The organism is Corynebacterium sp. HMSC27B11 (assembly GCF_001815985.1).
GTDB lineage: Bacteria > Actinomycetota > Actinomycetes > Mycobacteriales > Mycobacteriaceae > Corynebacterium.
Genome location: NZ_KV823538.1, coordinates 71,699 through 87,006, shown reverse-complemented (window position 1 = coordinate 87,006; position 15,308 = coordinate 71,699). Strand labels below are relative to the sequence as shown.

11 protein-coding genes are annotated in these 15,308 nt (G+C 65.2%); 9 read left to right on the top strand and 2 right to left on the bottom strand.

Annotation, left to right across the window (positions count from 1 at the left end; translation table 11 throughout):
- Nucleotides 1-189: 189 nt before the first annotated feature.
- Nucleotides 190-2,772, top strand: a complete 2,583-nt coding sequence (gene clpB / locus HMPREF3097_RS01520; RefSeq protein ID WP_070760362.1) for an ATP-dependent chaperone ClpB — start codon at nt 190-192, stop codon at nt 2,770-2,772.
- Between the two features lie 126 nt (nt 2,773-2,898).
- On the opposite strand, the gene HMPREF3097_RS01515 is transcribed toward clpB, so the two are convergent.
- Nucleotides 2,899-4,002: a hypothetical protein gene (locus HMPREF3097_RS01515; protein WP_070760360.1), complete on the bottom strand. Its 1,104-nt coding sequence runs from the start codon at nt 4,000-4,002 to the stop codon at nt 2,899-2,901.
- Between the two features lie 165 nt (nt 4,003-4,167).
- Here HMPREF3097_RS01515 and HMPREF3097_RS01510 point away from each other — a divergent pair, with 165 nt between their 5' ends.
- Genes HMPREF3097_RS01510 through HMPREF3097_RS01500 form a run of 3 tightly spaced genes read left to right on the top strand, consistent with a single transcriptional unit; the run spans nt 4,168 to nt 6,201 of the window.
- Nucleotides 4,168-5,049 carry a sulfurtransferase gene (locus HMPREF3097_RS01510; protein WP_070760558.1) on the top strand — a complete coding sequence of 294 codons (882 nt, stop codon included), beginning with the start codon at nt 4,168-4,170 and terminating at the stop codon, nt 5,047-5,049.
- An 11-nt stretch (nt 5,050-5,060) separates the two neighbouring features.
- Nucleotides 5,061-5,639 (top strand): PTS sugar transporter subunit IIA, encoded by a 579-nt coding sequence (locus HMPREF3097_RS01505; RefSeq protein WP_246821174.1) that lies wholly within the window; start codon nt 5,061-5,063, stop codon nt 5,637-5,639.
- Between the two features lie 19 nt (nt 5,640-5,658).
- On the top strand, nt 5,659-6,201 hold the full coding sequence (locus tag HMPREF3097_RS01500) for a hypothetical protein (protein ID WP_246821172.1): 543 nt from the start codon (nt 5,659-5,661) through the stop codon (nt 6,199-6,201).
- A 29-nt stretch (nt 6,202-6,230) separates the two neighbouring features.
- Here HMPREF3097_RS01500 and HMPREF3097_RS01495 read toward each other — a convergent pair whose 3' ends face one another.
- Complete coding sequence (locus HMPREF3097_RS01495) at nt 6,231-7,082, bottom strand: SDR family oxidoreductase (RefSeq protein ID WP_246821170.1); 852 nt, start codon at nt 7,080-7,082, stop codon at nt 6,231-6,233.
- 124 nt (nt 7,083-7,206) lie between these two features.
- Here HMPREF3097_RS01495 and gcvP point away from each other — a divergent pair, with 124 nt between their 5' ends.
- The 5 genes from gcvP to HMPREF3097_RS01470 all read left to right on the top strand — a co-directional run bounded on the left by gcvP (nt 7,207) and on the right by HMPREF3097_RS01470 (nt 15,191).
- A complete protein-coding gene (gene gcvP / locus HMPREF3097_RS01490) occupies nt 7,207-10,128 on the top strand; it encodes an aminomethyl-transferring glycine dehydrogenase (RefSeq protein ID WP_070760354.1) in 2,922 nt (973 codons plus the stop codon).
- A 30-nt stretch (nt 10,129-10,158) separates the two neighbouring features.
- Complete coding sequence (gene gcvT / locus HMPREF3097_RS01485; RefSeq protein WP_070760352.1) at nt 10,159-11,349, top strand: glycine cleavage system aminomethyltransferase GcvT; 1,191 nt, start codon at nt 10,159-10,161, stop codon at nt 11,347-11,349.
- A gap of 274 nt (nt 11,350-11,623) precedes the next feature.
- Nucleotides 11,624-12,007, top strand: coding sequence for a glycine cleavage system protein GcvH (gene gcvH, locus HMPREF3097_RS01480; RefSeq protein ID WP_070759416.1), 384 nt, complete (start codon nt 11,624-11,626; stop codon nt 12,005-12,007).
- Nucleotides 12,008-12,106: 99 nt separating this feature from the next.
- Nucleotides 12,107-13,777, top strand: coding sequence for a type III secretion system chaperone family protein (locus HMPREF3097_RS01475; protein ID WP_070760351.1), 1,671 nt, complete (start codon nt 12,107-12,109; stop codon nt 13,775-13,777).
- Nucleotides 13,778-14,018: 241 nt separating this feature from the next.
- Nucleotides 14,019-15,191, top strand: a complete 1,173-nt coding sequence (locus HMPREF3097_RS01470; RefSeq protein ID WP_070759420.1) for a DMT family transporter — start codon at nt 14,019-14,021, stop codon at nt 15,189-15,191.
- Nucleotides 15,192-15,308: the final 117 nt, after the last annotated feature.

Below are 15,308 nucleotides of genomic sequence, written 5' to 3'. Positions count from 1 at the left end.
TAATTCTTTAGCCCAAGGCCATCATCGGGGGCTGCGCGGCGTGGCCGGGGCAGGGAAGGGTAAGAGTGGGCCGGGGATCAAAAAATATTTTAGGTTGAGTGGAATAGACTCAAGGCTGGCGTGGTTGAGTCTAGTGAACTCAATTAGGATAGGTAGCAACAAACCTCACCACAGAAAGGTCACGACATCATGAGCTCCTTTACTCCAACCACCATGACCCGCGAAGCAATGCAGACCGCCCTGCAGGACGCCTCGAACCGCGGGAACCCGGACATCCGTCCCGGCCACCTGCTGGTGGCCCTGCTCGAGCAGCAGGACTCCATTACCCAGCCGATCCTCACCGCAGCTGGCGTCAACGCCGACGCCGTGCGGACCCAGGCGAAGTCCCTCGTGGAGGGCTACCCCACCGCACAGGGCTCCGGCATGGCCAATCCGCAGTTCAACCGCGACGCCCTAAACGCCATGACGGCCGCCCAGGAACTCGCCGGGGAACTCGGCGACACCTACGTCTCCACCGAGGTGCTGCTCGCCGGCATCGCCAAGGGCAGCTCGGACGCCGCCACGATCCTGCACAACCTGGGTGGCACTTTTGACGCCCTGCGTGGTGCTTTCGAAAGCGTGCGTGGCAACCGCAAGGTCACCACCGAAGAGCCGGAAGGCCAGTTCCAGGCCCTGGAGAAGTACTCCACCGACCTCACCGCCGCCGCCCGCGCCGGGAAGATCGACCCGGTCATCGGCCGCGACCAAGAGATTCGCCGCGTGGTCCAAGTGCTATCGAGGCGCACGAAAAACAACCCCGTGCTCATCGGTGAACCGGGCGTGGGTAAGACCGCGATCGTCGAGGGGCTGGCCCGCCGCATCGTCGCGGGTGACGTCCCCGAGTCCCTGAAGGGTAAGAAGCTGGTCTCCCTGGACCTGGGCGCGATGCTCGCCGGTGCGAAGTACCGCGGCGAGTTCGAGGAGCGCCTCAAGGCCGTCCTCGACGAGATCAAGGAAGCCGACGGCGAGATCGTCACCTTCATCGACGAGCTGCACACCATCGTCGGCGCCGGTGCCGGTGGCGACTCCGCGATGGATGCCGGCAACATGATCAAGCCGCTGCTCGCCCGCGGTGAGCTGCGCCTCGTCGGTGCGACCACCCTGGACGAGTACCGCCAGCACATCGAGAAGGACCCGGCCCTGGAGCGCCGCTTCCAGCAGGTCTACGTCGGCGAGCCGACCCCGGAGGACACCATCGGTATCCTCCGCGGGCTCAAGGAGCGCTACGAGGTGCACCACGGCGTGCGCATCCAGGACTCCGCCCTGGTCGCCGCCGCCAGCCTCTCGGATCGCTACATCACCAGCCGCTTCCTGCCGGATAAGGCCATCGACCTGGTCGACGAGGCCGCCTCGCGCCTGCGCATGGAGATCGACTCCCGCCCGGAGGAGATCGACAACGCCGAGCGCATCGTCCGTCGCCTCGAGATCGAGGAGATGGCCCTGGCAAAGGAGACTGACGCCGCCTCCAAGGACCGCCTCGAGCGCCTGCGCTCGGAGCTGGCCGATGAGAAGGAAAAGCTCGCCGGCCTGACCGCCCGCTGGGAGAACGAGAAGTCCAGCATCGACTCGCTGCGCGGAATCAAGGAGGAGCTCGACGCCCTGCGCCGAGACTCCGAGATCGCGGAGCGCGACGGGGACTACGCCAAGGTCGCTGAGCTGCGCTACGGCCGCATCCCGGATGTCGAGCGCCGCCTGGAGGAGGCCGAGCAGGCCCAGGCCAAGGCGCAGGCCGGCAATCAGGAGATGATGCTCACCGAGGAAGTCACCCCGGACACCATCGCCGAGGTCGTCTCCGCGTGGACCGGCATCCCGGCCGGCAAGATGCTGCAGGGAGAAACCGAGAAGCTGCTGGAGATGGAGAGCGTCCTGGCAGGTCGCGTCGTCGGCCAGAAGGATGCAGTCAACGCGGTCTCCGACGCCGTGCGCCGCGCGCGTGCCGGCGTGGCCGACCCGAACCGTCCGACCGGCTCCTTCCTCTTCCTCGGCCCCACGGGCGTGGGTAAGACGGAGCTGGCCAAGGCGCTGGCGGAGTTCCTCTTCGACGACGAGCACGCGATGGTCCGAATCGACATGTCCGAGTTCGGCGAGAAGCACTCCGTCGCCCGCCTGGTCGGTGCCCCTCCGGGATACGTCGGCTACGACCAGGGCGGTCAGCTGACCGAGGCGGTGCGCCGTCGCCCGTACACGGTCGTGCTTTTCGACGAGGTGGAGAAGGCCCACCCGGACGTCTTCGACATCCTGCTGCAGGTTCTCGACGAGGGCCGCCTGACTGATGGCCAGGGACGGACGGTGGACTTCCGCAATACGATGCTGATCCTGACGTCCAACCTGGGTGCTGGCGGTAACCACGAGCAGATCATGGACGCGGTGAAGGCCCACTTCAAGCCAGAGTTCATCAACCGCCTGGACGACGTGCTGATCTTCGACCCGCTGTCTGAGGAGCAGCTGGAGCACATCGTGGATATCCAGATCGGCGGGCTGGCGGATCGCCTGGCCTCCCGCCGCCTCACCCTGGATGTCTCCCCGGAGGCGAAGGCCTGGCTCGCCAAGCGCGGCTACGACCCGGCCTATGGTGCCCGCCCGCTGCGCAGGCTGATCCAGAAGGCCATCGGCGATGCCCTGGCCAAGGAGCTGCTCTCCGGCGCGATCCGGGATGGCGATACCGTCCGCGTGGACGTGGACCCGCACGAGGTCGATGGCGTGGACAGCCTCTGGATCCACCGCGGCGAGTAAGCGCTCTCGCCTGGGGTGGGCGGGGATCCTCGCCCCGGCAAAGCCCAAGGCCCGGCGGCACTCAGCATCTACTGAGTACCGCCGGGCCTTTCCTCTGCTCGCTGCGTTAATGCAGGGCGCAGCGGCTTAGTAGTTCGGGTTATAGACGGCCTTCGGCAGGCGCTGGGAATCCAGCTCGCCGCCGTCAGCCCCGATCACGCGCAGGGTCTTGCCGTCGATCACGATGGTGTTCGGTGCGGCGGGGACGCGGAACTTGCCGCGGGCCACGTCCGCGGAGGCCATGTCGACGTCCTCCTCGTAGCCCATGCCGTCGCTGTAGCCACGGTAGTAGTAGCGGCCGTTATCCGGGTTTTCGCAGATCGAGACGTAGGTGGAGCCGTTGGTCGCCGCGTATACCCACTCGTCGGTGGAGTTGCAGCGGGCGTTACTGCTGACCTCCCAGCCGTTGGAACGCAGCCCGGAGGGGTAGTCGGACGGCGACGAGACCGCCTTCGGGCCGTTGGAATCTTCCGGCTCGGAGGTCTCGGTGTCCTCGTCTTCGTCCTCGTCGTCCTCCTTTGTGGTCGTCTTCTCCGAGGAGGGTTCGTCCTCGTACTCCGTCTCGTAGACGGTGACGGGCTCATCGTTGGAGCCACCCTCCTTGGAGCCCGCGAGGAACCACCACAGGCCACCGCCGATCAGCGCGAGGATGAGGAGGAGGATGAGCGCGATCAGCCAGCCCTTGCCCGATTTCTTTTCCGGGGCTTGCTGATAAGGGGCCTGCTGTTGTGGCCCCTGGGCGTAATTCTGCTGGTATCCACCCTGCTGATAAGGACCTTGCTGGTAAGGGGCTTGCTGATAGCCCTGACCATTCGGCGGCCCCTGCTGGAAACCTTGCTGATAGGGGCCCTGCTGATGCGGCCCCTGCTGGAAGCCCTGACCGTAGCCCGCCGCCCCTGCCGAGGTCGCGCCCCGCTGGTAGTTCGGTGGCTGCGGCGAGTTTACCAGCCCAGCCCAGTCCTCCTCCGGGTGCGACGAACGCAGGTCCGGGTCGGTGCTCTCCTTGCCCGAGTCCCGCGGCGCGTTGGGGGACGCCGGCGTGGGCTGACCAGCACTCGGTTGGTTGCCGCTCGGCTGGTTGGTGCCTGGTTGGCTCTGCGCCCACGGATTATCCGAGGGCTGATTCCATGGGTTCTCCGGCTGGCCGTCGCCGGAACCAGACGGCTTCTTCTCCCACGGGTTTTCAGACATCCACTGCTCCAGTCTTTGAGGGGTAGAAAGCTAACCTAAAAAGCATATAAGAAAGCGCGCCTGAGCGGGGCGTAGACCCCGATAGAAGATGCTTCCACGGGGTCCTGTGTGGGCGAGGCTGAGCAATGGAAACCTCCGGCGCGCACAATCTCTAGGATGGTGACCATGAGCCAAGCAACTTCCCGGCGCGTGCACGACACCTTCTCCAAAATTCCGGGCCCATTCATCAGCGGTGAGCATCTTTATGAGGCCTATCGCCTCGGCGAGCGCATGACCATCATCGACTCCCACTGGGCCAAAACCGAGAACAGCGCGTGGGAAGCCTACGTGGGCCAGCACCTGCCAGGGGCGATGTTCTGCAACCCCCTCCAACACCTGGCCGGCACCCCCTCCCGCGCACGGGGCCGCAACCCCATGCCGGGCCTGGCCGCCCTGCAACGCAGTTTCTACAACTGGGGCATCACGGAGGGCCGCCCCGTCGTCATCTATGACGCCGGGCGCAATATTTATGCTGCTCGCGCCTGGTGGATCCTGCGCTGGGCTGGCGTCGAGAACGTGAAGATCCTGAACGGTGGCACCTCCCAATGGGAGAAGGCGGGCGGCGACGTCGCTGGCGGAATCGGTGCTCTCCGCGGACGCGGGGACTTCAAGATCCGACCCCGCTCCATGCCGGAGCTATATATCGACGAGATCGACGTCTGGTGCCGCGACCGAATGCTGGTCGACTGCCGTGACCCGGAGCGCTTCCGCGGCGTTCGCGAGCCCTTCGACCACCAGGCAGGTCACATTCCGAGCGCGGTGAACATCCCCGTGGCCTCGCTGCTGGATGAGGAGGGCAAGGTCCTGGGTGGCGCCCAGCTGCGTGAGATTTTCGCCAGCCACGGCATCGACGAGGACACCGAGCTGACCGTGCACTCCGGATCCGGGCTGGACTCCGCCTTGTTCCTGGCCGCGATGGAGGAGGCGGGCCTCCCCGTCGGGCGGCACTTCGTGGGTGGTTGGTCACAATGGTCCGCCTCCTCCTCCCGCAAGATCGCGCGCGGTTAAGCTGGGGAAGCATGACAGACGGGCACGATTTTGAAGACCTCGGCAGCGAGGGGGATGTAGGCGCTGCAGGCTTCGGCGCTGCCGACGTGGATGCCGTCGCTACAGGCCGCGGAGGAGCTCCGGGTGCCGAGCGCACTCCGGTGGGCGCGCCACTCGCCGGAACGACCGCGCCGCTGAATGCGGTGCCGCACCCCGTGTTCGCCTCCGGCTCCGCAGGTGCGGGCGTTGCCGTGATTCCGGACCCCGACAAGGAGATTGTGGAAGTGCAGTCCCCGGTCGCGGGAACCCTCGTGCGGATGCAGCCCCACATGTTCGTCGTGGAGCTGGAAGACGGTAGCGCCCGCGTGTTGGTGCAGATGGGCATCGATACTGATCAGCTCAACGGGCAGGGCTTCGCTACCCGCTGGGTTGAGGGCTCGACCGTGCAGGCGGGAGCCCCGGTGGTCACCTACGCGCCCAAAGAGGTCGGCCGCCTCGGCTACGACCCGATCGTGCTGGTGTTGGCGCTGTCCCACGGGGCGGAAGAGATCGAGTTTCCCGTCGCGCTGAGCGGCCCGTGCGCGGCGCAAGACGAGCTGTTTAGGGTCTAGACGCATGGCACGGCGCCTATTGAATCTCGTCGCGATGCTGTGGATGCTTACCGCGTTGACGGGCTTTCCGCAGTTGCTGGACACCGACGTGCTGCGCCGGGTGGCGACCTATTACTTCCTGGGGCTGTTTGCGCTGCAGATCATCCCGTTGGTGATGACCTACAACGGCAGCTTCGGCCACCGGCTCCACCCGATCAACGTGGCCTATATGGCGCTGGCCTCACTCGGGCTGGTCGGCAGCGTGATGCTGGCGATCGTGTTCGTGGTGCACGGCGGCCCGGCGGTTACCATTCTCGCGGGCGCGCTACTGTTCATGGGGGTTGTGGGCGCGACGGTGCTCGCACTCTTTGCCCAGCCGTGGCGCGACTGGGCCTTTAAGCAGCGTGAGAGCGAATATCTGGAGCGGATGAATCACCGCTTAGACGTGCGCGCGGAGGCACGCTCCGAGCTGCACTCTGCCTTTGGGGAGAGGGCCTTTGGGGAGCGGGATTTTGGGGAGCGGGCTTTTGGGGAGAAGGCCGCTGGGGGCGAAGGCGGCAGGATACCCGGCGAGGAGGACTAACCTGCCGGCCCGAGATTAGTCTGCCGCTTTTAGAGGCCGTGTTTGGCGCGCATGATGCGCAACATCGTCTCCCGCGGCACGAGTCGCTGCAGGATATACGGCACCGGCGCCAGGGAGCCCCGGGCGTACACCGCACGCGGGCGCGCTTCTGCCACCACGGTGCCCACCAGCTCCGCGACGTCCTCAGCGCTGATGCCCTTGGCTTCGTTGTCGTTGAGGGTGTCGAGCATCCGGTGGAAGTCCCGCGAGTACGGGCCGGCGTCGTCGACGTAGATGGTGCGCCGCGAACTGAGCCCCGTGGCGATCGCGCCGGGCTCCACGGTGGAAATGCCGACCCCGAACGGCGAAAGCTCGCTGCGGGCAGAGTCGGCGAAGCTGCGGATCGCTGCCTTCGAGGCCACGTAGCTACCCCGGTAGCTCAGCGGGAAACTGCCCAGCATGGAGCCGATCATGACGATGCGGCCGAAACCCTGCTCGCGCATCGCCGGCAGGAACTTCTGGGTGAGCTCCACGTGCCCGATGACATTGACCTGGAACAGCCGCTCCAGCGCCTCCCGGGGTAGTTCCTCCAATGGGCCGTTCTGGCTCTCACCTGCATTGTTAACGAGCACACCCGGCGCGCCAAGTGCCAGGACGTCCTCGGCGAAGGTCTCAATAGAGGCCGGATCTGCGAGGTCTAAGGCTAGGTACTCCACATTCGGTACCGGGTCGGTGAGCGTGGCCGGGTTACGTGTGGTTCCGACCACCCGGAATCCGGAAGCCACGAAGCGGGCTGCGACCGCCTTGCCGATCCCGCTGCTCGCCCCGGTCACGACGGCGAGGCGGCCGTCCGGGACCTGGGGCAGGGCTGGGGGCAGGAGCCACGAGCTGAGGGAATTCACAGAAGTCTTTTTAGGCACAAAAGGAACCTTACCCCTGAAAACGTGACCCCGGCCACTATTGTCTTTAGCCTCCGATAGGATTTAGGCGGAATAAGCACACCACAAACCGGAAAGTTTGAGCTTGATGGCTACTGATCACGCAGCTTTTGTCCACCGCCACATCGGGCCCAACGGCAGCGATACCCAGGAGATTCTCGACTTCCTGGGCTATGATTCCTCCGCTGCGCTCGCGGAGGCCGCCCTTCCTTCCTCCATCGTTCAGGAGGGGCCGATCGGCCTGCCTGACGCGCTGACCGAAACTGATACTCTCGCCGCGCTCAAGGCGATGGCGTCGAAGAATAAGCCGATGAAGCAGCTCATCGGTAACGGTTACTACGACACGATCACCCCCGCGGTGATCCGCCGCAACGTGGTCGAGAACCCGGGCTGGTACACCGCCTACACCCCGTACCAGCCGGAGATTTCCCAGGGTCGCCTGGAGGCGCTGCTGAACTTCCAGACCATGGTGCAGGACCTCACCGGCCTGCCGATTGCGGGCGCATCCCTGCTGGACGAAGCCACCGCCGTCGCCGAGGCCGTGCAGCTCATGGCTCGCGGCAATGCCAAGGCCGCCAAGCAGGGTGGTGTGGTGCTGCTGGACTCCTCCCTCCATCAGCAGTCCATCACCGTGACTGAGGCCCGCGCCGAGGCTGCGGACATCCCGGTCAAGGTCGTCGATTTTAAGGACGCCACCGCCGCTGATTTCGCCGCCGCCGCGGGAGACACCCCGCTGGTCGGTGTTGTGGTCTCCAACCCGGGGTCCACCGGCCGGATCCGCGACCTGAGCGGTCTGATCTCCGCTGCGAAGGAGGCCGGCGCGCTGGTCACCGTCGCCGCCGACCTGCTGGCCCAGGTCCTGGTGACCTCCCCGGGCTCCCTGGGTGCGGACATCGCGGTGGGCTCTGCCCAGCGTTTCGGTGTGCCGCTGTTCTTCGGCGGCCCGCACGCCGGCTTCATGGCCTGCGTCGATTCCCTGCAGCGCAAGATGCCGGGCCGCCTCGTGGGCGTGTCCAAGGACGCCGAGGGCACCCCGGCGTACCGCCTGGCTCTGCAGACCCGCGAGCAGCACATTCGTCGCGACAAGGCGACCTCGAACATCTGTACCGCCCAGGCCCTGCTGGCCGTCGTGGCGGGCTTCTACGCCGTCTGGCACGGCCCGGCTGGCCTGCGCCAGATCGCAACCCAGGTGCACGGCCGCGCCGTCGCTCTGGGTGTGGGTCTGTCCGAGGCCGGCCTGACCCTGGCTCACGACTCCTTCTTCGATACCGTGACCGTGGATGTGTCCAGCGTCGGTGGCGCGGACGCCGTCCTGCAGCGTGCGTTGGACGCGGGCTTCAACCTGCGGAAGGTCGACGAGGACCACGTCGGAATTTCCGTCGGCGAGTCCACCACTGACGAGGACGTCGCCGAGCTGCTGGCCGTCGTCGCGGAGAAGAAGGGCGCGACCGCGGATACCGCCGGCTTCGAGCTTTCCGCCGGCCCGCTCGCCGACCTCGGTGTGCTGCGCGAAGACGAGATCCTGACCCACCCGATCTTCACCGCCATCACCTCCGAGACCCAGATGATGCGCTACATGCGCAAGCTGGCGGACCGCGACCTGGCGCTGGACCGCACGATGATCCCGCTGGGCTCCTGCACTATGAAACTCAACGCCGCCGTCTCCATGGAGCCGATCACCTGGCCAGAGTTCGCGGGTATTCACCCGCACGTCCCGGCCGATCAGGCAGCGGGCTGGCTGGAGCTCATCGATGACCTGGAGGAGCGCCTGGCCAAGATCACCGGCTACGCGAAAGTCTCCGTTCAGCCGAATGCCGGCTCCCAGGGCGAGTTCGCCGGTCTGCTGGCGATCCACCGCTACCACCTGTCCCGCGGCGATGACCAGCGTGACAAGGTGCTGATCCCGACCTCCGCGCACGGCACCAACGCCGCCTCCGCGGCACTGGCCGGCCTGAAGGTCGTGGCCGTGAAGTCCGCCGAAGACGGCTCGATCCTGCTGGATGATCTGGACGCCAAGCTCGAGAAGTACGGCCCAGAGGTCGCCGGCATCATGATCACCTACCCGTCCACCCACGGCGTGTTCGAGGAGCACGTCCGCGAGGTCTGCGACAAGGTCCACGCCGCGGGCGGCCAGGTGTACATCGACGGCGCGAACCTCAACGCGCTGGTCGGCCTGGGCCAGCCGGGGCAGTTCGGCGGCGATGTGTCCCACCTGAACCTGCACAAGACCTTCACCATCCCGCACGGCGGTGGTGGCCCGGGCGTGGGGCCGGTCTGTGTGGCCGAGCACCTCATCCCGTTCCTGCCGACCGACGCGACTGTCGAACAGTCCGAGGATCCGAACACCGGCCTGCCGGTGTCCGGCGCACGCTACGGCTCCGCCGGTGTCCTGCCGATCACCTGGTCCTACATCGCGATGATGGGTGACGAGGGGCTGACCGAGGCCTCCCGCATGGCCCTGGTCAACGCGAACTACATCTCCCGCAAGCTCGCCGACCACTTCCCGACGCTCTACACGGGCAAGAACGACCTGGTCGCCCACGAGTGCATCCTGGACCTCAATGCCCTGACCAAGGCCTCCGGCGTGACCGCCGAGGACGTCTCCAAGCGCCTGATGGACTTCGGTTTCCACGCCCCGACCCTGGCCTTCCCGGTGCCGGGCACCCTGATGGTCGAGCCGACCGAGTCTGAGGACAAGGGGGAGCTGGACCGCTTCATCGAAGCGATGATCACCATCCGCGGTGAGATCCAGGAGATCATCGACGGCAAGGTCACCGTCGAGGAATCCGTGCTGCGCCACGCGCCGTTCACCGCGTTCAGCGTGACCCGCGACGACTTCGAGGAGGCCGTCTCCGGCGGCAAGTTCTCCCGTCAGCAGGCTGCCTTCCCGGTGGATGGCCTGCGCCACACGAAGTACTTCCCGCCGGTGCGTCGCATCGACAACGCCTACGGCGACCGCAACCTCATGTGCTCCTGCCCGCCGCTCGAAGCTTTCGCTATCGAGGACTAAGACCCAGCACGTTTGAAGGAAGGTTTTGCAATGACTGATTCTGCAAGCATCCCGAAGCACACCGCCCTGCACCACGTGCACGAGCAGCTCGGTGCCCGCTTCACCGACTTCGGTGGCTGGGACATGCCCCTGAAGTACGGCAAGGAACTCGACGAGCACCGCGCCGTCCGCGAGACCATCGGCGTCTTCGACCTCTCCCACATGGGTGAGGTGGAGGTCTCCGGCCCGCAGGCCGCGGAGTTCCTCGACTACGCCCTGATCTCCCGCCTGTCCGCCGTCAAGGTCGGCAAGGCGAAGTACTCCATGCTGTGCACCGAGGACGGCGGCATCGTGGATGACCTGATCACCTACCGTCTCGCGGAGGACGACTTCCTCGTCGTCCCGAATGCCGGCAACGCCCCGCGCGTCGCCGAGGCCCTGGCGCAGCGCGCCGAAGGGTTCGACGTCACCGTCGTGGACCAGACTGCGGACAAGTCCCTCGTCGCGATCCAGGGTCCGAAGGCTGCCGAGGTCATGCACGCGATCGTCGAGAACGTCACCGACGCCCCGGAGGCTTCCGGCGCGACCGAGGACGTCAAGGGCGCGGTCGACGGCCTGGGCTACTACGCCGCATTCAAGGGCATCGTCGCCGGTCAGCCGGCGCTGATCGCTCGCACGGGCTACACCGGCGAGGACGGCTTCGAGATCATCGTGGACAACGATGCCGCCGAGCAGGTGTGGAACGTCGCGCTGGGCAAGGCCACGGAGCTGGACGGCCTGCCCTGTGGTCTGGCTGCCCGCGACACCCTGCGCCTGGAGGCGGGCATGCCGCTCTACGGCAATGAGCTCAACGACGAGCTCACCCCGGTCGACGCGGGCCTGGGCATTCTCGCTGCGACGAAGTCCAAGGATTCCTTCGTGGGGCGCGATGCGATCGTGACGGCGAAGGAGAAGGGCGCGGCGCGGGTGCTCATCGGCCTGCAGGGTGAGGGTCGCCGCGCAGCCCGCAGTGGCTACGCGGTCCTGGCCGGCGCGGGCGAGGATGCCCAGCCGATCGGAGAGGTCACCTCGGGCGCGCTCTCGCCGACCCTGGGTTACCCGGTCGCGATGGCCTACGTGGATAAGGCCGCGACCGAGGAAGGCGGGGCAGCGGCCGTGGGGCAGACCGTGCAGGTCGATATCCGCGGCAAGCAGTACCCGTACCAGGTCGTGGAGATGCCCTTCTACCAGCGCGAAAAGTAGGGCAGCCGGGGCCTCACCGCCCCGCCCTACCCCTATTTCAGGTTTATTTCACGTTTTGCAGAGTTTGACGTCGGAAAACCCGAGAAAAGCGGCATCAAACTCTGCAAAACATGAAATGGGGGTGGCCCAGCCGGCCCCGGGCCAAGGTATCCCCGTGATATTCGTCGCAGCGGGCTGGCTGTGTAGTACAGTTTGCCGTGTTCGATGTGGTGGGGATTACACCCTAGGCCCATGTCACGCCCACTGTTTTTGAAGATGATCGTGAGGAGCGACCATGACTGCTTTGCCTACTGACTTCCTGTACTCCGAAGAGCACGAGTGGGTTAACACCACCGACATCACGGAGGGTGAGGTCGTTCGCGTCGGCATCACCCACATTGCTGCAGAGGCTCTCGGCGAGATCGTGTTCGTCGAGCTCCCGGAGGTCGGCGACGAGGTTGAGGCCGGTGAGCCATTCGGCGAGGTCGAGTCCACCAAGTCCGTGTCCGACATCTACGCACCGGTCTCCGGCGAGATCGTCGCCGTGAACGAAGAGCTCGAGGATAACGCCGGGATCATCAACGAGGATCCGTACGGCGAGGGCTGGCTCTATGACGTCCGCGTCTCCGAGCCGGGCGAGCTGATGGACAGCGCCGACTACGCTGCTGCCAACGAGTAAGAGGCGCTGACGCGCCTATCGGGCGGGGAGTGAGGCTGGCTGCCAGGCTCGCTCCCCGCTTTCTGTTGCTGTACGGGGAGGCGGACTAGGCTGAACGACATGAGTGGATCGATTGTTGCCCTGCTCATCGGGCTGATTTTGCTCGTTGTGGCGGTGTGGTTGCTGAAGCACGCGAGCTCCCAGGGGGAGTCTGGCGGTGCTGCGGCAGCTAGGCAGTCGGTTCCTCCCGCTTCTTCCCTCCCGGACCCCGACTCCACCGACGACGACGGTGACGCGAACGGCGCGGCGTCGACCGCTGGGGCGGTTCCTGGCGCTGCCGATGGCGGCGGGTCGGCCGACGAGCGGGCCGACCGTGCGGGCGAGGGTGCTGTCGCAAGCCCGGTTGGGGAGCAAGCCCAGCCAGAGGACGCGCCGGAGCTGCCCCCGGAGGACGCACAGGCCCCGGAGGAGGGGCCGGATATGGTGGCCGCCGAGACTGCCCAGGGTGGGCTGTTTGTCTCGATCCGCCGCCGGCGCCGCCAGTGGGCTGCCGCCAACGGGGCGGAGTTCACCCGTGAGGATCTCGATTTGCCGCAGGAGTGGCCGATTGCCGCACTGCACGCGGTGAGCGTTTCTCCCATTCGGGCCCTGGCCAAGGATGTGGTCAGTGGCTTTTGGGAGGGGCACGAGTACCACGTGGCAGACCTGGGGGAGGGCACGCTCATGGCGATGCGCCGGGCGGCCGCGTCCCCGGTGACGGTGCACTACTCCCGCGAGCAGGGGGTGACGGAGGGGCTGCGCCGTTCCGAGCTGCTGGATCAGCCGCCTTATGCTGCCTACACCTCCGATGTGCGGGCGCTCGACCGCATGCTGGATGTCCGGGTGGAGGATAGCCTCGCAGCGCTGAGCCAGGTCGCCTCCGACGTTATCTGGGGCGGCGACTGGGTCATCTTGAGCATTAGCCGGAAGCTGGACTTCAGCATCTGGCTGCGGATTCTGCCGGAGCTGCTTTCCCTGGCGCATGCGGCGATGGTTCTTCCGCCGCGCACGATGAGTGTGGTCCTGGAGCTGGAGAACGCGGACCAGACGCGGGCGCTGCCGGGTACTGCGGTCTCCCTCAGCCCCGCCGGTGCGGAATCTGCTGATTGCCAGCAGGGCGAGGGGGCGTTGCAGGAGAAGATCGGTCGGGGGCGTGGCGAGGAAAACGCGAGCCCGGCGGGGGAGAGGAAGTCACGGCCGGGCTACCTGCGTCCCGTGGGGCAGACCCCCGCCGCGCCCGTGGAGGCGGGGGAATCAGGGGAGGCTGCCGTGCCGCCGAGCTCGGTATCGGACGCCGCGGAGGTTTATGCCGGCCAAGAAAGTGACGAATCAACCTTCTCGGATCGTCCGCATATTGAGCGGCCGGCTAATCCGGTGGAATTCCCGAGCCGTTTCGACCGGGGTCGTGAGGCGGACCCGGCTGATGATTTCAGTGACTCGGTGCTCGAAATGGATTCAGAGAATATCCCCCTTATTGGGGAGGATCCCGACCATATATCTGCATCAGTCGGCCAGCGCCCCCAAGTTATTCGTGCGGATATTGAGAGGGCGCCCACAATCTTTAGCGACGAGCTGTCCGCCACTGCTGCAGAGCGACGGGGGCAGCGCCGCCGTAGCGGGCGTCACCGCGCCCCGGATGCGCGCCATGCGCTCCCTTCCCCGATTGAGCCAGTAGAGGCGGAGATTGAGCTGGTAGAAGCGGAAATCGTCGAGCCGGGTGATGACGAAGATTGGCGTTCGGAGGGGCGTTAAATTCTTTAGGTCGAGGTGGTGTCCGGAACTTCCTGACGGCGAGGACAATGATCGAATTATTCGAGCCTGAATTGTTGAAAGAGATATCTCGGCATAAGGAATTCACTTCCCTTTAGAACATAACTCCCGTTATGCCCACTAAAATAGGTGATTGATCAATTGCGGAAACAATACGGGCATATTGGGTTATTTGTGATATTGGGCATAAATCATTGCAATTGCCTTAACGGGAAATGTAAAAATGGACACCATGAACACTGTTAAGGGTCAAGGCGCTACGGCGTCCGGACGCATGCTTCCAGTCAAGCCTGTGTCCCACGGCAAGGCCGTGCTCATTCTCGGACTGGGTACCGCATTCCTCGCTTTCACTCCTATCTGGGTGAAGGCCTCCAACATGGATCCCGCAACGCAGGCATTCCTGCGTGTGTTGATTGGCTTGCTCGTTCTGCTGCCATTCGGCTTCTGGGAGATCAAGCGTAAGGGCTCCCTGCCCAAGGCGGGCATTATCATGTCCCTCGTTGCAGGCCTGTTCTTGGGTGTTGACTTCACCTGTTGGAACTACTCGATCTTCTACGTTGGCGCCGGCATCGCGGCCATCCTGCTGAACCTGCAGGTGATCGTCGTTCCGATGCTGACGGCGATCTTCGATAAGTACAAGATCCCGCCGGTCTTCCTGGTGCTCGTGCCGATCATGATCGTCGGTGTCATGCTCACCGGTGGTGTCTTCGAGGGCAGTGGCGAGTCCACCGGCCCGGAGCAGATCGCTGGCATCAATACCGCAACCCTGGGCACCCTGCTCGGCCTGACCTCTGGTATCTGCTACTCCTTCTACCTGTACTTCTCCCGCAAGGCTGGTACCACCGCCCCGCGTAAGGATCTGTACGTCCAGCCCATGATGTACACGGCTATCTCCCAGCTGGTTGCCCCGGCTCTGTGGGCATACACTGGCTCCCCGCGCGGTGGCTTTGACTTCACTCACGGTGTCCTGGTCGATGGTCACCTGCCTGCCGTGAACCCTGAGTCCGCTCTGGGTGACGAACTGACCACCATGAACTGGATCTGGCTGATCATGCTGGCCACCCTTGGCCAGGCAATCGCGTGGACCTTTGTCCAGTGGGGTTCCGTCTGGCTGGATCCGACGCTGTCCGCCGGTATCCTGCTGCTCTCCCCGGTCTCCTCGGTGGTCATCGCTTGGCCGCTGTTCGGTGAGGTTCCATCCCTGCTGCAGTTCCTGGGTATTATCATGATTCTGGGAACGGTGATGTACCAAAATGGCCTCTTCGATAAGTGGCTAGGAAAGAAACAAAAGACAGGCGATGTCGGTAACCCGGAGGACACAATCGAAGATGAACTCGTTCGAGAAGGCCTCGCTCCGGGGCACGATCCAGATGAGGCCAAGCCCCTGCGGGACTAAAACAAGCCCCTCCCGGGACTAAAAGAAGACTGTGATTCCGCTTCAATCGGAAGTGTGACCACGAAAAGCTAGCGTGGTCTGACCCTTCCACGCGGCAACCCACCCAATGAGCCCTCG